The organism is Streptomyces sp. NPDC005393 (genome assembly GCF_040606675.1).
In the GTDB taxonomy this organism is placed as follows: Bacteria; Actinomycetota; Actinomycetes; order Streptomycetales; family Streptomycetaceae; genus Streptomyces.
This window is the reverse complement of record NZ_JBEXFG010000006.1, coordinates 65,034-86,887: the sequence shown is the minus strand read 5'-3', so window position 1 is coordinate 86,887 and position 21,854 is coordinate 65,034. Positions and strand designations below refer to the sequence as shown.

The 21,854-nt window shown below is 69.3% G+C and carries 21 protein-coding genes and 2 riboswitches; of the genes, 13 read left to right on the top strand and 8 right to left on the bottom strand.

Going from position 1 to position 21,854, the window contains the following annotated elements; all coding sequences use genetic code 11:
• Positions 1–19: 19 nt before the first annotated feature.
• The gene (nadA, locus tag ABZS71_RS08700; RefSeq protein ID WP_355853801.1) at positions 20–1,198 is read right to left on the bottom strand and encodes a quinolinate synthase NadA; all 1,179 of its coding nucleotides are present in this window, start codon (positions 1,196–1,198) and stop codon (positions 20–22) included.
• 235 nt (positions 1,199–1,433) lie between these two features.
• Here nadA and ABZS71_RS08695 point away from each other — a divergent pair, with 235 nt between their 5' ends.
• Positions 1,434–1,787, top strand: coding sequence for an iron-sulfur cluster assembly accessory protein (locus tag ABZS71_RS08695; RefSeq protein ID WP_355853798.1), 354 nt, complete (start codon positions 1,434–1,436; stop codon positions 1,785–1,787).
• 62 nt (positions 1,788–1,849) lie between these two features.
• On the opposite strand, the gene ABZS71_RS08690 is transcribed toward ABZS71_RS08695, so the two are convergent.
• Positions 1,850–3,322, bottom strand: coding sequence for a hypothetical protein (locus ABZS71_RS08690; RefSeq protein WP_356208454.1), 1,473 nt, complete (start codon positions 3,320–3,322; stop codon positions 1,850–1,852).
• 107 nt (positions 3,323–3,429) lie between these two features.
• Entirely contained in the window at positions 3,430–3,642 is a 213-nt protein-coding gene (locus ABZS71_RS08685) for a hypothetical protein (RefSeq protein ID WP_355853792.1), read from the bottom strand.
• A gap of 175 nt (positions 3,643–3,817) precedes the next feature.
• On the opposite strand from ABZS71_RS08685, the gene ABZS71_RS08680 reads away from it, so the two are divergent.
• Positions 3,818–4,792, top strand: a complete 975-nt coding sequence (locus ABZS71_RS08680; RefSeq protein ID WP_355853789.1) for a carbohydrate kinase family protein — start codon at positions 3,818–3,820, stop codon at positions 4,790–4,792.
• 75 nt (positions 4,793–4,867) lie between these two features.
• Here ABZS71_RS08680 and ABZS71_RS08675 read toward each other — a convergent pair whose 3' ends face one another.
• Positions 4,868–6,259 carry an aminotransferase class V-fold PLP-dependent enzyme gene (locus tag ABZS71_RS08675; protein WP_356208452.1) on the bottom strand — a complete coding sequence of 464 codons (1,392 nt, stop codon included), beginning with the start codon at positions 6,257–6,259 and terminating at the stop codon, positions 4,868–4,870.
• 326 nt (positions 6,260–6,585) lie between these two features.
• On the opposite strand from ABZS71_RS08675, the gene coxB reads away from it, so the two are divergent.
• From coxB to ABZS71_RS08655, 4 genes are all read left to right on the top strand, one after another.
• Entirely contained in the window at positions 6,586–7,548 is a 963-nt protein-coding gene (coxB, locus tag ABZS71_RS08670; protein WP_356208451.1) for a cytochrome c oxidase subunit II, read from the top strand.
• Entirely contained in the window at positions 7,545–9,284 is a 1,740-nt protein-coding gene (ctaD, locus tag ABZS71_RS08665; protein ID WP_356208449.1) for a cytochrome c oxidase subunit I, read from the top strand. Before coxB ends, ctaD begins: the two co-directional genes overlap by 4 nt.
• Positions 9,281–9,679: a cytochrome c oxidase subunit 4 gene (locus ABZS71_RS08660; RefSeq protein WP_355853777.1), complete on the top strand. Its 399-nt coding sequence runs from the start codon at positions 9,281–9,283 to the stop codon at positions 9,677–9,679. Before ctaD ends, ABZS71_RS08660 begins: the two co-directional genes overlap by 4 nt.
• Positions 9,680–9,816: 137 nt before the next feature.
• Positions 9,817–11,067, top strand: a complete 1,251-nt coding sequence (locus ABZS71_RS08655; protein WP_355853775.1) for an Ig-like domain-containing protein — start codon at positions 9,817–9,819, stop codon at positions 11,065–11,067.
• Between the two features lie 20 nt (positions 11,068–11,087).
• Here ABZS71_RS08655 and ABZS71_RS08650 read toward each other — a convergent pair whose 3' ends face one another.
• Complete coding sequence (locus tag ABZS71_RS08650; RefSeq protein ID WP_355853772.1) at positions 11,088–11,489, bottom strand: hypothetical protein; 402 nt, start codon at positions 11,487–11,489, stop codon at positions 11,088–11,090.
• A gap of 199 nt (positions 11,490–11,688) precedes the next feature.
• On the opposite strand from ABZS71_RS08650, the gene ABZS71_RS08645 reads away from it, so the two are divergent.
• The 5 genes from ABZS71_RS08645 (at position 11,689) to trpD (ending at position 17,137) form a co-directional block, all read left to right on the top strand.
• Positions 11,689–12,309 carry a heme-copper oxidase subunit III gene (locus tag ABZS71_RS08645; RefSeq protein ID WP_355853769.1) on the top strand — a complete coding sequence of 207 codons (621 nt, stop codon included), beginning with the start codon at positions 11,689–11,691 and terminating at the stop codon, positions 12,307–12,309.
• A gap of 69 nt (positions 12,310–12,378) precedes the next feature.
• Positions 12,379–13,188 (top strand): c-type cytochrome, encoded by an 810-nt coding sequence (locus ABZS71_RS08640; protein WP_355853767.1) that lies wholly within the window; start codon positions 12,379–12,381, stop codon positions 13,186–13,188.
• Positions 13,185–14,243 carry a Rieske 2Fe-2S domain-containing protein gene (locus ABZS71_RS08635; RefSeq protein ID WP_355853765.1) on the top strand — a complete coding sequence of 353 codons (1,059 nt, stop codon included), beginning with the start codon at positions 13,185–13,187 and terminating at the stop codon, positions 14,241–14,243. Before ABZS71_RS08640 ends, ABZS71_RS08635 begins: the two co-directional genes overlap by 4 nt.
• Complete coding sequence (locus tag ABZS71_RS08630; protein ID WP_355853763.1) at positions 14,240–15,877, top strand: ubiquinol-cytochrome c reductase cytochrome b subunit; 1,638 nt, start codon at positions 14,240–14,242, stop codon at positions 15,875–15,877. Before ABZS71_RS08635 ends, ABZS71_RS08630 begins: the two co-directional genes overlap by 4 nt.
• A gap of 186 nt (positions 15,878–16,063) precedes the next feature.
• On the top strand, positions 16,064–17,137 hold the full coding sequence (gene trpD / locus ABZS71_RS08625) for an anthranilate phosphoribosyltransferase (protein WP_356208446.1): 1,074 nt from the start codon (positions 16,064–16,066) through the stop codon (positions 17,135–17,137).
• An 83-nt stretch (positions 17,138–17,220) separates the two neighbouring features.
• Here trpD and ABZS71_RS08620 read toward each other — a convergent pair whose 3' ends face one another.
• Entirely contained in the window at positions 17,221–18,603 is a 1,383-nt protein-coding gene (locus tag ABZS71_RS08620) for a cytosine permease (protein ID WP_356208445.1), read from the bottom strand.
• Positions 18,595–18,688: riboswitch (TPP riboswitch) on the bottom strand. Its footprint overlaps the gene before it by 9 nt.
• Positions 18,689–18,764: 76 nt before the next feature.
• Positions 18,765–18,882, top strand: a riboswitch (SAM riboswitch).
• A 157-nt stretch (positions 18,883–19,039) separates the two neighbouring features.
• Here ABZS71_RS08620 and ABZS71_RS08615 point away from each other — a divergent pair.
• Positions 19,040–20,410: an aminotransferase class V-fold PLP-dependent enzyme gene (locus tag ABZS71_RS08615; RefSeq protein WP_356208444.1), complete on the top strand. Its 1,371-nt coding sequence runs from the start codon at positions 19,040–19,042 to the stop codon at positions 20,408–20,410.
• 79 nt (positions 20,411–20,489) lie between these two features.
• On the opposite strand, the gene ABZS71_RS08610 is transcribed toward ABZS71_RS08615, so the two are convergent.
• Positions 20,490–20,771 carry an Lrp/AsnC ligand binding domain-containing protein gene (locus ABZS71_RS08610; protein ID WP_355853752.1) on the bottom strand — a complete coding sequence of 94 codons (282 nt, stop codon included), beginning with the start codon at positions 20,769–20,771 and terminating at the stop codon, positions 20,490–20,492.
• A complete protein-coding gene (locus ABZS71_RS08605) occupies positions 20,768–21,478 on the bottom strand; it encodes a rhomboid family intramembrane serine protease (protein ID WP_356208442.1) in 711 nt (236 codons plus the stop codon). The genes ABZS71_RS08610 and ABZS71_RS08605 overlap by 4 nt, the downstream gene beginning before the upstream one ends.
• A gap of 129 nt (positions 21,479–21,607) precedes the next feature.
• Here ABZS71_RS08605 and ABZS71_RS08600 point away from each other — a divergent pair, with 129 nt between their 5' ends.
• Positions 21,608–21,853: a hypothetical protein gene (locus tag ABZS71_RS08600; protein ID WP_356208440.1), complete on the top strand. Its 246-nt coding sequence runs from the start codon at positions 21,608–21,610 to the stop codon at positions 21,851–21,853.
• Position 21,854: the final 1 nt, after the last annotated feature.

The following is a 21,854-nucleotide window of genomic DNA, read 5'->3' as shown; positions in this document are numbered from 1 at the left end:
GCCCCGCATCCGCGTACCTCTACGGCAGCGCCAGCATGCGCTCCAGCGCGAGCTTGGCGAAGCTTTCGGTCTCCTGGTCGACCTGGATGCGGTTGACGACCTTGCCCGCCACCAGCGACTCCAGCGCCCACACCAGATGTGGCAGATCGATCCGGTTCATGGTCGAGCAGAAGCACACCGTCTTGTCGAGGAAGACGATCTCCTTGCCCTCCCCGGCGAAACGATTCGCGATCCGCCGTACCAGGTTCAGCTCGGTGCCGATCGCCCACTTCGACCCGGCGGGCGCCGCCTCCAGGGCCTTGATGATGTACTCGGTCGAGCCGACGTGATCCGCGGCCGCCACCACCTCGTGCTTGCACTCGGGGTGCACCAGGACATTGACGCCCGGTATCCGCTCGCGCACATCGCGCACCGAGTCCAGCGAGAAGCGGCCGTGCACCGAGCAGTGACCCCGCCACAGGATCATCTTCGCGGCGCGCAGCTCGTCCCCGGTCAGCCCGCCGTTCGGCTTGTGCGGGTTGTAGACCACGCAGTCGTCCAGCGACATGCCCATGTCGCGGACCGCCGTATTGCGCCCGAGGTGCTGGTCGGGGAGGAAGAGCACCTTCTCGCCTTCCCCGAAGGCCCACTCCAGGGCCCGGCGGGCGTTGGAGGAGGTGCAGATCGTGCCACCGTGCTTGCCGGTGAACGCCTTGATGTCGGCGGAGGAGTTCATGTACGAGACGGGCACCGTCACATCGGCGACGCCCGCCTCGGCCAGCACGTCCCAGCACTCGGCCACCTGCTCGGCGGTGGCCATGTCGGCCATCGAACAGCCGGCCGCGAGGTCGGGGAGGACGACCTGCTGGGCGTCGCTGGTCAGGATGTCGGCGGACTCGGCCATGAAGTGCACACCGCAGAAGACGATGAACTCGGCGTCCGGCCGGGCGGCCGCGTCACGGGCGAGCTTGAAGGAGTCTCCGGTGACATCGGCGAACTCGATGACCTCGTCGCGCTGGTAGTGGTGGCCGAGCACGAAGACCTTGTCCCCGAGCTTCTCCTTGGCCGCGCGGGCCCGGGCCACCAGATCCGGGTCGGAGGGTGCCGGAAGGTCTCCGGGGCACTCCACACCGCGCTCGCTCCGTGGGTCGGCCTCACGGCCGAGGAGCAGCAGAGCGAGCGGGGTCGGCTGCACGTCGAGGGGCTGGGCGGTGGTCACGTCATGCACCCTTCTTTCTTCGCTGGGAACCCTAATCGTCAAAATGACGTTATCTATCATATCCGGTTCACGTCACTTTGACGATGGGCATCGTGTCGATGTGACGCATTCCGGTCGGCCGACCCGTGTGCGAGCATGAAGAGCGCAGGAGAACAGCGCTGGGCCCGGAATGAATCCGGGGCGCCGTTGGTTGGTGCCGACGGCAAGCAGTCCGTACGACCCGGGAGAGAAGCAGATGACCGTTCAGGACGAGACCACCGCGAGCGAGGGCATCATCCTGTCCGACGCCGCCGCGTCGAAGGTCAAGAGCCTGCTGGAGCAGGAGGGCCGTGACGACCTCGCGCTGCGCGTCGCCGTCCAGCCCGGCGGCTGCTCCGGCCTGCGCTACCAGCTCTTCTTCGACGAGCGCGCGCTCGACGGCGACGTCGTCAAGGACTTCGGCGGCGTCAAGGTCGTCACCGACCGGATGAGCGCCCCGTACCTGGGCGGTGCCTCGATCGACTTCGTCGACACCATCGAGAAGCAGGGCTTCACCATCGACAACCCGAACGCCACGGGCTCGTGCGCCTGCGGCGACTCCTTCAGCTGAGTCCGGGTCATATCGACGTCAAAGGGGGCGGGCCCACGGGCCCGCCCCCTTTGACGTACGCGTTACTTCCGCGGCGGCACCGTCTCACCGGTCAACCGGTCCACGACCTTCCGCCCGTCCAGCGGCTTGTCCAGCGTGACCTTCTTCTCCAGCTGCTTGGCGATGAGGATGCAGGCCCGCCCCGGATGGGTCGGCTTGCTCTTGATGTCCACCGTCACCTGCTTCGACGTCTCCTTCGCGGAGACCGAGTAGGTGTTGCACACCCCGCCCCAGAAGTGCAGCGTCAGGGTCTTGCCGTCCACGCTGTACGAGGTGACGTCGTCGGTCCTGGCGCTCTTGCCGGGCTTGCCCGGCCGGCTGCTCGACTGGCCATGGCCCGGGGTGTCGGCCTTCTTGATGAACTCGGGCTTCACGGCGGGGTAGGGGAGGGTCAGCGCGACACCGTTGGTCCCGGTCGGCCGGGTCTCGAAGATCCACGACGGCACGAGTGCCTGCCGTCCGTCCACCATATGGGCGGCGAGTCCGAAGGTGGTCTTGCGCACCGTCACCTTGTCGGAGGTGTGACGGCCCTTGGCCGCGGTCGCGTTGAGCTTCTTCAGCGCCTCGTCCGCGCCGATCAGCGGATAGCTGTCGTCCTCCTTGGGCGTCGACAGCGTGCCGCTGCCGCCGGCCAACTGGCCGTCGGCGCCGACCTGCAGGCTGGTCATCCAGCCCTGGGTGGGCAGATCGCCCAACCTCGGATCCGCGTTCACCATCCGCACGGCGCCGTAGAAATTACGCGCGTCGAGCTTGGCGTCCGACAGTCCGAGCGCCTTGAGCACCGGCTCGGCGGCACGCTTGGCCTTCTCCTGGGACACGGCCTTGTCGCTGCCCTCGCCGGCGCCGTTGTCGCCGCGCTTGGCGCCGTCCCCGTCGCGGTAGGACGGGCAGCTCTTGTCGCTCGCTCCGTTGTCGCTCGTGGTGGCGTCCGTCCTCGTGTCCAGGTGGACGCAGGAGGTGCCGCCCGGCGCCCCGAACCGCGAGTACGACCAGGTGCCGGGCCCGTTCCGGCTCACCCGCAGCACCGGGCCGTTGGCGTCCGGCGCGCCGCCGACCTTCCAGAAGCCGTGGTCGGCGCGGGGGCTGCCGGGTACGTCCACGGCCTTCGCCAGCCGGGCCACCTCGGCCTTGGTGACCTTCGGATCGGTCAGATAGACCGGTGCCGAGTCGGGCCCGTCCGGCAGCTTGCCGGTGACCACATAGCGTCCGCCGTGGGGGTCGGGCTCGCCGGGCGCGATGCCCTCGTCGCCCCCGTTCCCCTCCTGTCCGGCGGGGGAGGCGTACGCGTCGAGGGCGAGGGGCTTCGGCGATCCGTCTTTGTGTGCCGCGCCCGGGGTTGTGCCGCGGTCCACCGCGGTGGAGGCCCAGTAGGCCCCGCCGCCACCGGCGACCAGAACCGCGGCCGCCACCGACACGACGGCCAGTGGCGAACGGCGCCGCGTCCGTGGGGTGTCGTCGTCGGGGGTCTGCGGGGTGTCGGTGTCCTCGGTGCTCACCGTTTCGCTCCTTCGGCTCCGCTCACGGTCTACGGTCCCATCCCTCGCGAGGAGATGCCGATGAGACGGAGCGAAGGGGCGGCTGGTTCCTTCCGTCGCCGCGGAAGTCAGTCGCCGTAGTCCGACATACCGGCCAGCAGATCGGCCGACGCGGGCGGCACGGTGATCCCGCGGATACGGGACGGGGGTACGGGCGTGGCGGGAGGCGATACGGTGACCGCCCAGTGCGGTGCCATCCGCGCACAGTCGCCGCGCAGTTCCTCCAGATATTCGGGCTCGATGGCGCCGGCGGGAAGTGCGGGGGTGAGGTGCTTCGGCATACGGTCTCCCTGCTCCGAGGGGTCGCAAACGTGTACCCCGTAGATACGCACCGTATGCAGCGGGCCCGAGTGAAAAAAGCCCTACTATCGGGTAGTTTCTTCCGTTCGTATGGGCGTGATGGAGCCGGTAGCGTGAAGCGTCCGACTTCGCCGCCGCCCCGCAGGAGCGACTCCCGTGCGTATCGCCGTTACCGGCTCCATCGCCACCGACCATCTGATGACCTTCCCCGGCCGCTTCGCCGATCAGCTGGTCGCCGATCAGCTCCATACGGTCTCCCTCTCCTTCCTGGTCGACACCCTCGACGTCCGCCGAGGCGGCGTGGGGCCCAACATCTGCTTCGGCATGGGCCTGCTCGGGCTGCGCCCGATCCTGGTCGGCGCGGCCGGTGAGGACTTCGCCGAATACCGCGCCTGGCTGGACCGCCACGGGGTGGACACCTCGTCCGTCCGGATCTCCGAGGTCCTGCACACCGCGCGCTTCGTGTGCACCACGGACACCGACCACAACCAGATCGCGTCCTTCTACACCGGCGCGATGAGCGAGGCCCGCCAGATCGAGCTCCAGCCGATCGCCGAGCGGGTCGGCGGGCTCGACCTCGTGGTGATCGGCGCGGACGACCCGGAGGCGATGGTCCGCCACACCGAGGAGTGCCGCTCGCGCGGCATCCCCTTCGCCGCCGACCCCTCCCAGCAGCTCGCCCGCATGGACGGCGAGGACATCCGGCTGCTGGTCGAAGGGGCGGAGTACCTCTTCACCAATGAGTACGAGGCCGCGCTGATCCAGACGAAGACCGGCTGGACCGCGGACCAGATCCTCGCCAAGGTCGGCACCCGCGTCACCACGCTGGGCGCGCAGGGCGTACGGATCGAGCGCGACGGCGAGGAGCCGATCGCCGTCGGCTGCCCGGAGGAGGACGTGAAGGCCGACCCGACCGGCGTCGGCGACGCCTTCCGCGGGGGCTTCCTCTCCGGACTGTCCTGGAACCTCTCGCTGGAGCGCGCCGCCCAGGTGGGCTGCATGCTCGCGACGCTCGTCATCGAGACGGTGGGCACCCAGGAGTACGAGCTGCGCCGCGGCCACTTCATGGAGCGCTTCGCCAAGGCCTACGGCCATGAGGCGGCGGCCGAGATCAACGACCACCTGGTCTGAGCCGGGACCGGTCCGGTGGGCGCTCCCCACCGGACCGGGCCGGACCATGGGACCGGGCGGGACCGCCGGACCGGATCAGACCCGGCGGCGCACCCGGTAGGCCACGCCCCGCTCGGCGGGGAGTTCGCCCTCGTAGTGCTGGCCCCGCATCTCGCACCACGCCGGGATGTCCAGCCGGGCCGCCTCGTCGTCGGCCAGGACCGTCACCAGCCCGCCCACCGGCACCTCGCCGATGACCTTGGCCAGTTCGATCACGGGGATCGGGCAGCGCTTGCCGAGGGAGTCGACCACCAGGTCGGCGGCGGGCTCCGCGGCTCCCGCCGGCTCCCGCGGCGCGCCCAGCCGTTCCCGTACGCCCCGCACCACCACCGGCAGCACGTCCAGGAACCGCTCCACATCCTCTGGTGCGGTCCCGCGCGGGAGCGAGACCCGGATGTTGCCCTCGGACAGCACGCCCATCGCCCGCAGCACATGGCTCGGCGTCAGCGTGCTCGACGTGCAGGACGAGCCGGACGAGACGGAGAACTCCGCGCGGTCCAGCTCATGGAGGAGTGCCTCGCCGTCGACATAGAGACACGAGAAGGTCACCAGATGCGGCAGCCGCCGCTCCGGATCGCCCACCACCTCCACATCCCCCACCAGTTCAGGCACCCGCGCCCGGATCCGGTCCACCAGCCCCCGCAGCCGCTCCGCCTCGGCCGCGGCCTCCGCGCGCACGGCCCGCAGGGAGGCGGCCGCGGCGACGATGGCGGGGAGGTTCTCGAACCCGGGGGCGCGGCCCGACTCCCGTTCGTCGGCGGGGCCCTGGGGCGCGAAGCGCACACCCTTGCGAACGGCGAGCAGCCCGACCCCCGAGGGGCCACCCCACTTATGGGCGCTCGCGGTGAGGAGCGACCAATGGCCCTCCACGGGGCCCCAGCCCAGCGACTGCGCCGCGTCCACCAGCAGCGGTACGTCCGCCGCCGCGCACTCCTCCGCCACCTCGGCCACCGGCTGCACCGTGCCGACCTCGTGGTTGGCGGACTGGAGGCAGGCCAGGGCGGTGGCGCCGGGGGCCTCCCGCAGAGCTGCCGCATAGGCACCGGGCGCGACCCGGCCGGCGCGGTCCACCAGGACCTCGGCCACCGTGCCGCCGCCCGCCTGGTGTGTGGCCGCGGCGTGCAGCACCGCGGAGTGCTCGACGGCGGAGACGATCAGATGGCGCCCGGCCCGGCGGCGGCCCGCGAGCGCCCCGGCGATCCCGTCGTGCAGCGCGCGGGTCCCCGAGGGGGTGAAGACGAGCTCGTCCGGGCGGCAGCCGACGGCCTCGGCCGCCGCCTCCCGCGCGGCGTCCAGCAGCAGCCGGGCGCGCCGCCCCTCCCGGTAGAGTCGCGCCGGGTCGGCCCACCCCTCGTCGAGGGCGGCGAGCAGCGCCTGCTGGGCGACGGGGTGCAGGGGAGCGGATGAGGCCGCGTCGAAGTAGGGCACATACGAAACGCTAGTCGCTCCGCCCGGAGGACTCCCCGAAAGCATGTCCCCGAAAGCGGGGTCGGCGGAACGGGGGTCCTGGGCGGCGTGCGGATCCGGGGCCGGGCACCGGCCGTACCGGGGCCGAAAACCGCTGGCGGAGCAGGGGATTCCCCCCTTCGGGGAGCGGTCCGGCGCGTTGAGCACCCTCCCCGCGCAGCCCCAAATGGCGTCCAGTAGGGTTTGGTCCGCATAAACATCCAAACCCCTGCCCGCACCGGGCCGGCGACCGACCAGACAGACGGCCGCGGCCGACGGCGCGGGCGAGACTCTCGGGAAGGCGCTACGTGAGTCCCAACGGCTCCGACCGCTCGTCGCGGCGCCCGGTGCGGCGGAAGCTGCTGCAGGCGCTGGCCGCGGGCGTGGTCCTGGCGACCGCCACCGGTTGCACATCCAAGGACTTCCCCCGCCTCGGAATGCCCACTCCCGTCACGGAGGAGGCGCCGCGGATCCTCTCCCTGTGGCAGGGCTCGTGGGCGGCAGCGCTCGCCACGGGCATACTGGTCTGGGGCCTGATCATCTGGGCGGTCATCTTCCACCGCCGCAGCAGGACCAAGATCGAGATTCCCGCGCAGACCCGGTACAACATGCCGATCGAGGCGCTGTACACCGTGGTCCCGATCATCATCGTCTCGGTGCTCTTCTACTTCACCGCACGCGATGAGAACGCCCTCCTCAAGACCTCCAAGAAGCCCGACCACGTGGTCAACGTGGTGGGCTACCAGTGGAGCTGGGGCTTCAACTACATGGAGAACGTGGACGGGGACACCGCCACTCCGAAGCAGAACGCCAAGGAGATCTCGGCCATCCCCAACCGCGTGCTCACGGCGGTGCCCAAGGGCGCCGAGGGCGTGTACGACGCCGGTACCCCCGGTGAACGGAACCCGCAGACCGGCAACCCGGGTCCCACCCTGTGGCTGCCGAAGGGCGAGTCGGTTCAGTTCATCCTGACCTCCCGCGATGTCATCCACTCGTTCTGGGTAGTCCCCTTCCTGATGAAGATGGACGTCATTCCGGGCCGCACCAACCGGTTCGAGGTGACCCCCAACCGCGAGGGGACCTTCAGGGGCAAGTGCGCCGAGCTGTGCGGCGTCGACCACTCCCGGATGCTCTTCAACGTCAAGGTCGTGTCGCCGGAGCGCTACCGGCAGCACCTGAAGGACCTGGTGAAGAAGGGCCAGACCGGCTACATCCCGGCGGGCATTGAGCAGACGGACGCCGCCAAGAACGCGGAGACCAAGAACAAGTGAGCATCCTCAACGAACCTCAGGGTGCCGACGCGACCGCCTCTCACGAGGGCGAGTTGCCGGTGCGCCGTAAGCAGCCCGGCAATGTCGTCGTCAAGTGGCTGACCACCACCGACCACAAGACGATCGGCACGCTCTACCTCGTCACGTCGTTCGCGTTCTTCTGTATCGGCGGGTTGATGGCGCTCTTCATGCGCGCCGAGCTCGCCCGCCCCGGCACGCAGATCATGAACAACGAGCAGTTCAACCAGGCGTTCACCATGCATGGCACGATCATGCTGCTGATGTTCGCCACCCCGCTGTTCGCCGGCTTCACGAACTGGATCATGCCGCTGCAGATCGGCGCGCCCGATGTGGCGTTCCCGCGGCTGAACATGTTCGCCTACTGGCTGTACCTCTTCGGCTCACTGATCGCGGTGGGCGGGTTCCTGACCCCGCAGGGCGCGGCCGACTTCGGCTGGTTCGCCTACTCCCCGCTGTCGGACGCGGTCCGTTCGCCGGGTGTCGGCGCGGACATGTGGATCATGGGTCTGGCCCTCTCCGGCTTCGGCACGATCCTCGGTGCGGTCAACTTCATCACCACCATCATCTGCATGCGCGCTCCGGGCATGACGATGTTCCGTATGCCGATCTTCACCTGGAACGTGCTGCTCACCGCCGTGCTGGTGCTGCTCGCCTTCCCGGTCCTCGCCGCCGCGCTCTTCGCGCTGGAGGCGGATCGGAAATTCGGGGCACATGTCTTCGACGCGGCCAATGGCGGCGCCTTGCTCTGGCAACACCTCTTCTGGTTCTTCGGCCATCCAGAGGTGTACATCATCGCGCTGCCGTTCTTCGGCATCATTTCGGAGGTCATTCCGGTCTTCTCCCGGAAGCCGATGTTCGGTTACATCGGCCTGATCGCCGCGACGATCTCCATCGCCGGCCTTTCGGTGACGGTGTGGGCGCACCACATGTATGTCACCGGCGGTGTGCTGCTGCCGTTCTTCTCCTTCATGACGTTCCTCATCGCGGTGCCGACCGGGGTGAAGTTCTTCAACTGGATCGGCACGATGTGGAAGGGGTCGCTGAGTTTCGAGACCCCGATGCTCTGGGCGACCGGCTTCCTGATCACCTTTGTCTTCGGTGGTCTGACCGGTGTGATCCTGGCGTCGCCGCCGATGGACTTCCACGTCTCCGACTCGTACTTCGTGGTGGCCCACTTCCACTACGTGGTGTTCGGCACCGTCGTCTTCGCGATGTTCGCCGGCTTCCACTTCTGGTGGCCGAAGTTCACCGGCAAGATGCTGGACGAGCGGCTCGGCAAGATCACCTTCTGGACGCTGTTCGTGGGCTTCCACGGCACGTTCCTGGTGCAGCACTGGCTGGGCGCCGAGGGCATGCCGCGCCGGTACGCCGACTACCTGGCGGCCGACGGCATCACCACGCTGAACACGATTTCGACCATCAGCTCCTTCCTTCTCGGTCTGTCGGTCCTGCCGTTCTTCTACAACGTCTGGAAGACGGCCAAGTACGGCAAGAAGGTCGAGGTCGACGACCCGTGGGGCTACGGCCGTTCGCTGGAGTGGGCGACCTCCTGCCCGCCGCCGCGGCACAACTTCGTCAGCCTGCCCAGGATTCGTTCCGAATCCCCGGCGTTCGATCTGCACCACCCGGAGATCGCGGCGCTCGACCAGCTCGAGAACCACGGCGCGCCCGCTGGTGACAAGGCCCTCGTGGGTGGCAAGGAGGCCGGCAAGTGAAGATCCAGGGACGGATGTTCATCTGGCTCGCCGTCTTCATGCTGGTGATGGCGATCGTGTACGGCGTGTGGTCGAAGGAGCCCGCCGGCACCACCGCGCTCTTCCTCGCCTTCGGACTGAGCATCATGATCGGCTACTACCTGGCCTTCACGGCTCGCCGGGTGGACGCCGGGGCGCAGGACAACAAGGACGCGGATGTCGCGGACGACGCCGGTGAGCTGGGCTTCTTCTCCCCGCACAGCTGGCAGCCGCTCTCCCTGGCCGTCGGTGGCGCCCTGGCCTTCATGGCCATCGCCTTCGGCTGGTGGCTGCTCTTCTTCTCGGCCCCGATCGTGATGGTCGGCCTCTTCGGCTGGGTCTTCGAGTACTACCGCGGCGAGAACGCGAACCAGTAGCCGGTTCCCGATCGGCGAGCGAGCGGGGCCCGGACACCTCCCCAGGTGTCCGGGCCCCGCTCGTGTACTCCGTCCGGGTGTCACCCCGCTGCTTCACTCCGCGCGCCGAACGCGGCGGCGGTTCTTAGCGTGGGTCCATGAGCCACACACCTCGATCATCTCGAACCCGGGCGGTGTTCACCTGCGCCCTTCTGGTGGCGCCGCTGATAGTGGGGCTGAGTGGATGCGGGGGCTCCTCCTCGGACCCGCTGTCAGCCAAGCCGTACGACGCCGCCGACCAGATCTCCTTCAGCGGCGACGACGACGGCCACAAGGCCGATCCGGACAAGCCGCTCGAAGTGACGGCCAAGGGCGACGACAGCCGGATCACGGATGTCACGGCCACCGACGCCGCGGGCCGTTACGTCCGGGGTGAGCTGACCCCCGACGGCAGCCGGTGGCGCAGCACCGTGCCGCTGGCCGCGGGCGCGCACTACACGCTGAAGGTGTCCACGGAGGACTCCGGCGGCGCCCCGGGCCGCCGCACGATCGACTTCACCACCACCGGCTCCGCCCACAAGCGGCTGAAGGTCACCTTCGGCCCCAAGGCGGGCGAGTACGGGGTGGGGCAGCCCATCACCGCCAAGCTGAGCGCACCGGTCAAGGACCCGTCGGCGCGGGCCGTGATCGAGCGCGCCCTGAAGGTCGACTCACAGCCCGCGGTGGAGGGTGTCTGGCACTGGGTGGACAACCGGAACCTGCACTACCGTCCGCAGGACTACTGGCCCGCCCACGCCACGATCAAGGTGCACTCCAACCTCAACGGCATCAGGATCGGCGGCGGGCTCTACGGCGGCGCCGCCAAGTCGCTGCGGTTGACCACCGGTGACCGTCTTGAGGCCCTCACCGACTCCGGCACCCACCAGATGACGGTGAGGCGGAACGGGGTGCCGATCCGGACCATCCCGATCACCACCGGTATGCCCGGCTTCGACACCCGTAACGGCATCAAGGTGATTCTCGCCAAGGAATCCTCCGTACGGATGACCGGCGCCAGCATCGGTCTCGGGAACTCCTACGACCTGATGGTCTACTGGGCCGCCCGGGTGACGTGGAGCGGTGAATATGTGCACGCCGCGCCTTGGTCCACCGGCGCCCAGGGCGTCGCCAACGTCAGTCATGGCTGCACCGGTATGAGCACGGCGAACGCCGAGTGGTTCTTCGACACCGTGCGCCTCGGAGACATCGTCAGGGTCGTGAACAGCAATGGAGACGATATGCCGACGTTCGACAACGGCTACGGCGACTGGAACATGGCCTGGGGCAACTGGCGTCAGGGCAGCGCCCTCGCCAGTCAGCGGGACGGCGCCGATCCGGCCGACTCGGCCCGACTCCGGCCCCAGGTGTGACCCCCATGGCCCCCGCGACGTCAGGCGTCCAGGGAGAGCCGCGTGCGCAGCAGCCCGGCCAGCGCGTCCGCCAGGGCCACCGGGTCCACCGGATGGGTGATCGCTGCCTCCGCGCGGCTCCAGGCGGCCAGCCAGGCGTCCTGCGGGCGGCCGATGAGGAGCAGCACCGGCGGACACCGGAAGATCTCGTCCTTGATCTGCCGGCAGACGCCCATACCGCCCGCGGGCGCCGTCTCGCCGTCCAGCACACACGCGTCGATACCGCCGTCCTCCAGCGCCGAGAGGACGGCGGGGAGGGTCGCGCACTCGACGAACTCGACCGGCGGCACATCGGCGGCGGGCCGCCGCCCGGCCGCGAGCCGCACCTGCTCGCGGGTGCTCGCGTCGTCGCTGTAGACCAGCACCGTTGCGGTCGGCCGCATGGCTTCCTCCGGGCGAAGTAAGTGATCCCCTGGGCTCCTGTCGCGGATGCTACTCCGGTACAGCCGCCCGGAGGAGGGGGCGTACAGATCTCTCCCTCCTTCGAGGGACTGGCCGGAAGGGCCCCGACGAGCAGCATCGATGCCCTTGACACTCCGAACAGGACCCCCGGGAGTGAGGGCTGGATAAGCGACCGACATAATGTCGGTCGTGGCGACAGCAACAGCAGTAGATACCGGGCACGCGCACCCGTCGGTCAACCGACCGAACCTCAGCAGCGTCGGAACCATCATCTGGTTGAGTTCCGAGCTGATGTTCTTCGCGGCCCTCTTCGCGATGTACTTCACCCTGCGATCGGTGACCGGAGCCGACCACTGGAAGGAAATGGCGTCCGCGCTGAACTTCCCGTTCTCGGCGACGAACACCACGATCCTGGTGCTCTCCTCCCTCACCTGCCAGCTCGGTGTCTTCGCTGCCGAGCGCGGCGACGTGAAGAAGCTGCGCACCTGGTTCGTGATCACCTTCATGATGGGCGCGATCTTCATCGGCGGTCAGATCTTCGAATACACCGAACTGGTCAAGCACGAAGGGCTCTCGCTCTCGTCCGACCCGTACGGTTCGGTGTTCTACCTGACCACCGGCTTCCACGGACTGCATGTGACGGGCGGTCTCATCGCCTTCCTGCTGGTCCTGGGCAGGACGTACGCGGCCAAGAGGTTCACCCACCAGCAGGCGACGGCGGCGATCGTCGTGTCCTACTACTGGCACTTCGTCGATGTCGTCTGGATCGGCCTCTTCGCCACGATCTACATGATCAAGTAAGCCGGTCACCGCGACCGGAACCACGTCCTTAAAGCATCGACGCAGAAGATCCTGACACCGGGGTAATCCGTGAAAAAGCTCTCCGCACGACGGCGCCATCCGCTGGCTGCGCTCGTCGTCCTACTCTTCGCGCTGGCGGTCACTGGGGGGCTGTACGCCGCGTTCTCGCCGAGCGAGGCGAAGGCCGATGACAGCTCCGCCCAGTCCCTCGCCATCGAGGAGGGCAAGAAGCTCTATGCCGTCGGCTGCGCCAGCTGCCACGGCACGGGCGGTCAGGGGACCTCCGACGGCCCGAGCCTGGTCGGAGTGGGCTCCGCCGCCGTGGACTTCCAGGTCGGCACCGGCCGTATGCCCGCCCAGCAGCCGGGCGCTCAGGTGCCGAAGAAGAAGAAGATCTACTCGGACGCCGAGATCGAGCAGCTGGCCGGGTACATCGCTTCGCTCGGCGCGGGTCCGGTGACCCCCGCCAAGGGCGAGTACAACCCTGAGGGCGCGGACATCGCGAAGGGCGGGGAGCTCTTCCGTACGAACTGCGCGCAGTGCCACAACTTCGCCGGCAAGGGCGGTGCCCTGACGAACGGCAAGTACGCGCCGGCCCTCGATGGCGTCAGCCCCAAGCACCTCTACGAGGCCATGCAGACCGGCCCGCAGAACATGCCCTCCTTCCCCGACACCACGATGCCGGAGAAGAACAAGAAGGACATCATCGCGTACCTCGACACGGTCAACAGCGACAAGTCCAAGACCCCCGGCGGCCTTGAGCTCGGCGGGCTCGGCCCGGTCAGCGAGGGCCTGTTCGGCTGGGTCTTCGGCATGGGCGCGCTGATCGTCCTCACCATCTGGGTCGCCGCCCGGACCGCAAAGGCCAAGAAGTCATGAGTAGCCACGAGATGCCAGACGCAGAAGACAAGCTGCCGGAGGAGCGGGCGGCCGGGGAGGGCGCGGTAGCGGTCTCCGAGGACCCGTTCGCGGACCCGGGGCTGCCCCCGCACGAGCACCGCGTGCAGGACATCGACGAGCGGGCCGCGAAACGGTCCGAGCGCACCGTCGCCCTGCTCTTCACGGTCTCGATGCTCGCCACGATCGCCTTCATCGCCTCGTTTGTGGCCTTCCCGGTCGACCAGTACATCTATGTCTTCCCGATCGGCCACGTCAGCGCGCTCAACTTCGCGCTGGGACTGACCCTCGGCATCGCGCTGTTCGCCATCGGCGCGGGCGCGGTCCACTGGGCCCGCACCCTGATGTCCGATGTGGAGATCGCCGACGAGCGCCACCCCATCGAGGCACCCCCCGAGGTCAAGGCCAAGGTCCTGGAGGACTTCCGGACCGGCGCCGAGGAGTCCGGCTTCGGTCGGCGCAAGCTGGCGCGCAACACGCTCTTCGGTGCGCTCGCGCTGGTGCCGCTCTCCGGTCTCGTGCTGCTCCGCGACCTCGGCCCGCTGCCGGGCACCAAGCTCCGGCACACCAAGTGGGCCAAGGGCAAGCGGCTGATGAACTACAACACCATGCAGCCGCTGCGTCCCGAGGACATCCTCGTCGGCTCGCTGACCTTCGCCATGCCCGAGGGCATGAACGAGGACCAGCACGACTTCCAGACGGAGATCGCAAAGGCGGCCCTGATGCTGGTCCGGCTGCAGCCGGAGAACATCAAGGACAAGCGCGAGCTGGACTGGTCGCACGAGGGCATCGTCGCGTTCTCGAAGATCTGCACCCACGTCGGCTGCCCGATCAACCTGTACGAGCAGCAGACGCACCACGTCCTGTGCCCCTGCCACCAGTCGACGTTCGACCTCTCCGACGGTGGCCGAGTGATCTTCGGTCCGGCGGGTCACGCTCTGCCGCAGCTGCGGATCAAGGCCAATGACGAGGGGTACCTCGAAGCCGTGGGCGACTTCTCGGAGCCCGTCGGTCCTGCTTTCTGGGAGCGCGGATGAGTACTGCAACGGACACCGATACGCAGCGGCGCGGCAAAGCGCCCGCGGGCGAGCGCGTCGCCGACTGGGCAGACGGCCGGCTGGGCATCTACAGCCTCGCCAAGGCCAATATGCGCAAGATCTTCCCGGACCACTGGTCCTTCATGCTGGGTGAGGTCGCGCTCTACAGCTTCATCATCATCATCCTCACGGGTGTGTATCTGACGCTGTTCTTCCACCCCAGCATGGAAGAGGTCACGTACCACGGCCCGTACGTGCCGATGCAGGGTGTCAAGATGTCCGAGGCGTTCGCCTCGACGCTCGACATCAGCTTCGAGGTGCGCGGCGGTCTGCTGATCCGGCAGATCCACCACTGGGCGGCGCTGGTCTTCCTCTCCGCGATGCTCGTGCACATGATGCGGGTGTTCTTCACCGGTGCGTTCCGCAAGCCGCGCGAGATCAACTGGCTCTTCGGCTTCCTGCTGTTCTTCCTCGGCATGCTGACCGGCTTCACCGGCTACTCGCTCCCCGACGACCTGCTCTCCGGCACCGGTCTGCGGTTCATCGAGGGCGTGTTCCTGTCGATCCCGGTCGTGGGCACGTACATCTCGATGTTCGTGTTCGGCGGCGAGTTCCCCGGTATGGACCTCATCCCGAGGCTCTACCCGGTCCACGTCCTGCTGCTGCCGGGCATCATGCTCGGTCTGCTGGTGGCGCACCTGATCCTGGTCTTCTACCACAAGCACACGCAGTTCCCCGGGGCCGGAAAGACCAACAAGAACGTGGTCGGCATGCCCCTGCTCCCGGTCTACATGGCCAAGGCGGGCGGCTTCTTCTTCCTGGTCTTCGGTGTGATCGCGGCCCTCTCGGCGATCGCCACCATCAACCCCATCTGGATGATCGGCCCCTACCGGCCCGACCAGGTGTCCACGGGCGCCCAGCCCGACTGGTACATGGGCTTCGCCGAGGGTCTGGTCCGTGTGATGCCCGGCTGGGAGATCAACGCCTGGGGTCACACGCTCGTCCTGGGCGTGTTCATCCCGATCGTGGCCTTCCCGCTGGTTCTCATGGCGATCGGGGTCTACCCCTTCATCGAGTCCTGGATCACCGGGGACAAGCGCGAGCACCACATCCTGGACCGCCCGCGCAACGCCCCGACCCGCACCGCCTTCGGTGTCGCCTGGCTGACCGCGTACTTCGTCATGCTGATCGGTGGCGGTAACGACCTGTGGGCCACCCACTTCCACCTCTCGATCAACTCGATCACGTGGTTTGTGCGGATCGGCTTCTTCGCCGGCCCGGTCCTGGCCTTCATCGCCACCAAGCGCATCTGCCTCGGCCTCCAGCGCCGCGACCGCGACAAGGTGCTGCACGGTCGCGAGACCGGCATCATCAAGCGGCTGCCGCACGGTGAGTTCGTCGAGGTCCACCAGCCGCTCTCGCAGGAGCAGCTGCACGTGCTCACCCAGCATGAGCAGCCGGAGCCCTACGAGGTCGGACCGGCGGTCGACGAGAACGGCGTCACCCGCAAGATAAAGCGGTCGCAGAAGCTCCGCTCGAAGCTCTCCAAGAGCTACTACGGCGGGGACAACGTCATCCCGAAGCCGACGCGCGCGGAGCACGACGAGATCACCAGCGGCCACGGCCACCACTGATCTCTCGCACGGTTAGCTGACGCCACCGCCAGGGCCTCGGTCCGGACCTCAGGGTCCGCACCGGGGCCCTGGTCGTTGTCCGCCATACGGGCGTGGGGCCGATGGCGTTCTCACGCCGATAGGCTTGCCACGGGCCGCCGAAGAGCGGACCCCTTCCCTGCCCACCCACGGATCCAGGAGCGGACCATGGACGTTGTGACCCCGGCCGGAGGCGACAGCACCGCGACGGCCCGCACCTGGCCGGAGGTACTGACCTCGCTGCTCAGCGGCCAGGACCTCAGCGCCGACGACACCGCCTGGGCCATGGACCGGATCATGCGCGGCGAGGCCACCGACGCCCAGATCGCCGGATTCGCGGTCGCGCTGCGGGCCAAGGGCGAGACCGTCGACGAGGTGTCCGGTCTCGTGCGGACCATGTACGACCACGCGAAGGTGATCGAGGTCCCCGGGCCGACCGTCGACATCGTCGGTACGGGCGGCGATTGCGCCAAGACCGTCAACATCTCGACCATGTCCGCGCTGGTCGTCGCCGGCACCGGCGCGCGGGTCGTCAAGCACGGCAACCGCGCCTCGTCCTCCGCCAGCGGCGCCTCCGATGTGCTGGAGAAGCTCGGCGTCAATCTGGAGATCAGCCCGCGGCGGGTCGCCGAGATCGCCGAGGAGGCGGGGATCACCTTCTGCTTCGCGGTGAAGTTCCACCCGTCGCTGCGGCATGTCGCGCCGGCGCGGCGCGAGCTGGGCATCGCCACCACGTTCAACTTCCTCGGCCCGCTGACCAACCCGGCGCGGGTGCGGGCTCAGGCGACGGGCGTCGCCGACGCCCGGATGGCGCCGATCGTGGCCGGTGTGCTGGCGGAGCGCGGCTCGTCGGCGCTGGTGTTCCGCGGCGATGACGGTCTGGACGAGCTGACGGTGACGGCGACCTCGCAGGTGTGGGTGGTCCGGGACGGCGTCGTACGCCAGGAGACGTTCGACCCGCGGGATGTCGGGATGGACCTGGCCCCGGTGGAGGCGCTGCGCGGTGCGGACGCGTCGTACAACGCCGATGTGGCGCGGCGGCTGCTGGCGGGGGAGACGGGTCCGGTACGGGACGCGGTGCTTCTGAACTCGGCGGCGGCGCTGACGGCGCTGGAGCCGGGGGCCGGCGACAAGCCGCTCGCGGAGCGGATCGCGGCGGGCGTGGCGCGGGCGGCCGAGTCGATCGACTCGGGGGCGGCGCGGAGCGCGCTGGAGCGGTGGGTGCTGGCGAGCAACGCGTAGGTCTGCGGCCGGAAAACCAGCCCGTCCGGCGATTGAGGACACGCCCGGAGGGCGGGTCGGGGATCGGGGCCGAGCCCCGGCACTCAGCCCTTCCGGGCACTCAGCCCCTCCGGCAGGGCGACCAGTCGCAGTCTGAGGGGCGCGTAGACGACCAGCGCCGCGAGGAACGCCGTGTAGTAGGCGAGGTCGGCCCCGTGCAGGGCCTTGGCCACCGGGCCCGTGTACAGGCTGGTGTCCATGAAGGGCACCGCCGCCAGGAAGGCGGCGGCGAAGGCCAGGAGCGCCGGCCACCAGGGCTGTGCGGTCTCGGTGGCCGGGTCGAGAGGCGCGCCGCCCCGGCGGCGGGCGAGCCAGTCGACGGCCACGACCGCGACGAAGCCGGGAATCCAGTAGCCGACGAACAGCAGCACGTTCTGGAAGCGGGCGGTGGTGTCGGCGGCGTGCATCCACAGCACCAGCGGGAAGCCGAGTACGGCGGCGAGGCCCGCCGCGAGCGGGCGGGGGACGCGTACGCCGACGGTCTGCAGGGCCAGTGAGCCGCTGTAGTCGTTCATGGCGTTGCTGCACAGAGCGGCGAGCGCCACGGCCAGCAGGCCGAACGCGCCGACCGTGCCGCCGCCCAGCACCTCATCGACGCCCCGGGCCGTCTGGTCGGTGAAGGCGGCGGCTCCCCACAGCCCGAGTGCCTGGACGGCCACGAAGGAGACGGTGACGCCCAGGAGGGTGCACCAGAACATGCGGGGACGGGAGGTGGCGCGGGGCAGATAGCGGCTGAAGTCGCTGGCGTAGGGCGCCCACGACAGCGCCAGGCTCAGCGCGATCGTGCTGGTCAGGACGAACGCGCCGGCGCGGTCGGCGCCGTGGGCGGTCGCGGCGGGGTGGCCGCCGTGCGGCAGCTTGACGGCCAGGGCGAGGAAGGCCGCGGCGAGGACGAAGGTCATCACCTTCTGTGTGCGGTGGATGGCCTCGTAGCCCAGTACGCCGAGCGCCCCTTGGACGGCCATCATCACCAGCACCCCCAGCCAGAACGGCCAGCCGCACAGCCGGGCCAGCGCGTCGCCGCCGAACAGGCCGATGAGCGCGTCCCAGGCGACCGAGGACAGCCACTGCAGTACGCCGGGCACCGCGACAGCCCGGCCGAAGGCCAGCCGGGCCAGCGGCAGCTGGCCGGTCCCGGTGAGGCTGCCCCAGGTGCCCAGGTACGCGGTGGGCACCGCGCCGAGGAGGGTGCCGAGGACGACGGCGGCCAGCGCGGTGGTGAAGTCCAGGCCGAGGGTGACGCCGACGGTGCCGGTGAACACGCCGGTCATGGTGAGGTTCGGGGCGAACCACACGGTGAACAGCCGTCCCGGTCCGCCGTAGCGGTGGGCCTCGGGCACCGGCGCGATACCGCGCGCCTCCATTCGCAGATCACCGGGTGCGGCGGGCATCCGCCCGTCGAAGACGCGGGCATGCGGCGCTGACATGGATGACATCCCTCCGCCAGTACGAACTGGTTCAGGTTCGACGGGTGTGATCTCAGCCCCGCGCGGGGCACCCCGTGTCCGGTACAGCGGCCCACCCTAGCTGTCCGGGATGCGGACCGGGGACTGTGGGCGGCGATCCCCTCATGGCATACTCCTGCCCAGGTCACGAGTGACAGCGACTACGGCCCCGGCCCGCTGTCCGGCAACCCTCCGTCCGTGGCGGGGTGCCCCGGGTGATGACCAGGCCGCAGGCAGCGAGGTCTGCGGCAAGCGCGGACCCCTCGCACTAGGGGTCCTGGTGGTCGAGGGAGTTCTTCCGTGATGCAGCGAATGCGCTAGGGCCGGACGGCCCGTTCCACCTCATTTTTCCGCGCCCCGGCGGCGAGCCTCCGCCCGCGCGCGTCCGCATTCACGACCCCTCCCGGGAGGATTCGCCATGTCCGTGTACCCGTCTGTCGCCACCTGTGAGCCGCTTACCGTGCTGGGCAGCGATGTCCGCGTACCCCTGGTCACCGGCGGCGAGGTGACGTACGCCGCGCTCGACTACGCCGCCAGCGCGCCCGCCCTGCGGCGGGTGTGGGACGACGTCGCCGCGTACGCCCCGTACTACGGAAGCGTGCACCGCGGGGCGGGCTATCTCTCGCAGCTGTCGACCGATCTGTTCGAGAACAGCCGTAAGGACGTCGCCGCCTTCCTCGGCTGCCGCGAGGACGACCAGGTCGTCTTCACCCGCTCGACCACGGACTCCCTCAACCTCCTGGCCGCCGTGGTGCCGCAGGGCACGGAGGTCTTCGTGTTCGAGACCGAGCACCATGCCTCGCTGCTGCCGTGGGAGCGGCGGGATGGTGTGCGGGTGTGCTATCTGAGCGCGCCGCGCTCGCCGCGGCAGGCGGTGGAGACGCTGGAGCAGGCGCTGGCGGGCCGGGACGGCGGCCCGGCGCTGGTGTGTGTGACGGGTGCGTCGAATGTGACCGGTGAGCTGTGGCCGGTGCGGGAACTGGCCGCGGTGGCGCATGCGCACGGCGCCCGTATCGTGCTGGACGCCGCCCAGCTCGCCCCGCACCACCCCGTGGACATCGCGGAGGCGGACGTGGACTGGGTGGCGTTCTCCGGGCACAAGCTGTACGCGCCCTTCGGGGCGGGCGTCCTGGCCGGGCGGGCCGACTGGCTGCGGGAGGCGCGGCCGTATCTGGCGGGCGGCGGCGCGAGCCGCAAGGTCGCGGTGCGCGTCGAGGACGGGGCCGGCGGGGTGGACGTCGAGTGGCACACCACGGCCGCCCGGCACGAGGCCGGTTCGCCGAATGTGATCGGGGTGTACGCGATCGCCTCGGCGTGCAAGGCGCTGTCCGAGGCCGGTTTCGAGGGCCTGGTGGCACGCGAGCGGCACTTGATCGCGAAGGTGCGGGAGGGGCTGGCCGAGGTGCCCGAGGTGCGGGTGCTGTCGCTGTTCGGCGACGACGCCCCGCGGGTGGGTGTGCTCTCGTTCGTGGTGGAGGGCTGGAACAGCTCGCACTTCGCGGCGGCGCTCTCCGCGGAGTACGGCATCGGCGTGCGCGACGGCCTCTTCTGCGCGCATCCGCTGGTACGGACCCTGCTGGACAGCGAGCCCGAGGAGCCGGGCGAGTGCGGTGCGCCCGAGGCGGCGCCCGGGGAGCGTTCGCTGAACGCGATCCGGGTCAGCTTCGGGGCGGGCACCCCGGATGAGCATGTGGAGCGCTTCGTACGCGCCGTGCGGGAGCTCGTCCGGGACGGCGCCCGGTGGACCTACCGCACCGAGGACGGCCGCTGCGTCCCGGCCCGGGGCTGAGCTGAGCCGGGCCCAGGGGGGCGCGGCCCCCTGGGCCCGGCTGTCGAGGGCCTTGCCGAGGGGCCTGGCTGTCGAGGGCCTAGCTGTCGAGCCCGATCGCGAAGGCCGCCTCGAGGTCGTGCTGCGAGTACGTGCGGAAGGCGATGTGCGTCTCCGTGGAGGCGACCCCCGGCACCTTGCTGATCCGGCCCGGGATGATGTCCGCGAGATCGTCGTGCTTCGACACCCGCACCATCGCGATCAGATCGTGCGCCCCGGTGACCGAATAGACCTCGCTCACACCCTCGATCGCGGCGATCTTCTCGGCGATCTCCGGAATCCGGTCCACGCTGGTCTTGATGAGCACGATCGAAGTGATCACGGCTGGCTTTCTCCCTCGCTGGACCTGGCTGCGCCGCCCACTCTAGCCGTCCGCCCGAACCGGGCCCATGCGTAGAGAAAACCGAGCGTGAAGCCCACGAGATGGGCGAGATAGGCGACGCCGGGGCCGTCGTCGGCCTCGCGGGCGGCGAGCCATTGGAGGGCGACCCAGAAGATCAGGACGACCCAGGCGGGGAAGCGCAGCGGCAGAAAGAAGAGAAACGGGAAGAGGCTGGTCACCCGGGCCTGAGGAAAGAGCCACAGAAAGGCGCCGAGGACGCCCGAAATGGCTCCGGAGGCGCCGACCAGGGTCTGGGAGGAGTCGGCGTGCGCGGCGGCGTAGCCGAGAAGCGCGAGATAGCCGGTGGCGAGGTAGAAGAGGGCGAACTGGACTCGCCCCATCCGCTCCTCCGTCATAGCGCCGAAGACGTAGAGAAACAGCATGTTGCCGAGGAGATGCAGCCAGTTGCCGTGGACGAAGAGCGCGGTGAGCGGGGTCAGCGGCTCGCCGGGGGTGCCGCTCCACAGGGCGCTCGGGACCACCCCCCAGCGCTCGAAGTACGCGGACTGCGCCTCCACCAGCTCGCTTCCCGTGCCATAGCCGGGGTTGAGCCCGGAGGCCGGTCCCAGGACGAAGACCAGGCAGCACAGGGCCATGAGGGTGTAAGTCATCAGGGGGCGGCCGGGCCCCGCCGACGTCTCGATCATGGTCAGATCATCGCGTACCAGGTGCAACCTGCACAGAGTGCCTCGCCGCGAGACGGGCACGGCGCAGGCCAGGGCTCAGGCCGTAGGGTGACAGGACGCCGATCAGCCCAGAAGCGAGGACGCGAGACGATGGCCGTTCCCCTGCCGACCGCCGACACCCGCTGGCGCTGCACGCTGTGCGGCAATCTCACCCGGTTCGATGTGACCCGCTCGACCAAGGCCGTGGAGTATGTCCACCTCGACCTGGCGGGGGAGTCGAGAGTCGAGGAGCGTGAGGTGGTCAGTGAGACCATTGAGTCAGTGCGCTGTCGCTGGTGCAACGCGGTCGACCAGATTGAGCTGGTGGACCGCCCGAGTGCGAGCCCGAGCGCCTGAG

Bases quoted from the DNA above. Each gene is read 5' to 3' on its own strand.
- ABZS71_RS08695 (WP_355853798.1), top strand. From the start codon at position 1,434: ATGACCGTTCAGGACGAGACCACCGCGAGCGAGGGCATCATCCTGTCC.
- ABZS71_RS08685 (WP_355853792.1), bottom strand. From the start codon at position 3,642: ATGCCGAAGCACCTCACCCCCGCACTTCCCGCCGGCGCCATCGAGCCC.
- ABZS71_RS08655 (WP_355853775.1), top strand. From the start codon at position 9,817: ATGAGCCACACACCTCGATCATCTCGAACCCGGGCGGTGTTCACCTGC.
- ABZS71_RS08650 (WP_355853772.1), bottom strand. From the start codon at position 11,489: ATGCGGCCGACCGCAACGGTGCTGGTCTACAGCGACGACGCGAGCACC.
- ABZS71_RS08645 (WP_355853769.1), top strand. From the start codon at position 11,689: ATGTCGGTCGTGGCGACAGCAACAGCAGTAGATACCGGGCACGCGCAC.
- ABZS71_RS08635 (WP_355853765.1), top strand. From the start codon at position 13,185: ATGAGTAGCCACGAGATGCCAGACGCAGAAGACAAGCTGCCGGAGGAG.
- ABZS71_RS08630 (WP_355853763.1), top strand. From the start codon at position 14,240: ATGAGTACTGCAACGGACACCGATACGCAGCGGCGCGGCAAAGCGCCC.
- trpD (WP_356208446.1), top strand. From the start codon at position 16,064: ATGGACGTTGTGACCCCGGCCGGAGGCGACAGCACCGCGACGGCCCGC.
- ABZS71_RS08620 (WP_356208445.1), bottom strand. From the start codon at position 18,603: ATGTCAGCGCCGCATGCCCGCGTCTTCGACGGGCGGATGCCCGCCGCA.
- ABZS71_RS08615 (WP_356208444.1), top strand. From the start codon at position 19,040: ATGTCCGTGTACCCGTCTGTCGCCACCTGTGAGCCGCTTACCGTGCTG.
- ABZS71_RS08605 (WP_356208442.1), bottom strand. From the start codon at position 21,478: ATGATCGAGACGTCGGCGGGGCCCGGCCGCCCCCTGATGACTTACACC.
- ABZS71_RS08600 (WP_356208440.1), top strand. From the start codon at position 21,608: ATGGCCGTTCCCCTGCCGACCGCCGACACCCGCTGGCGCTGCACGCTG.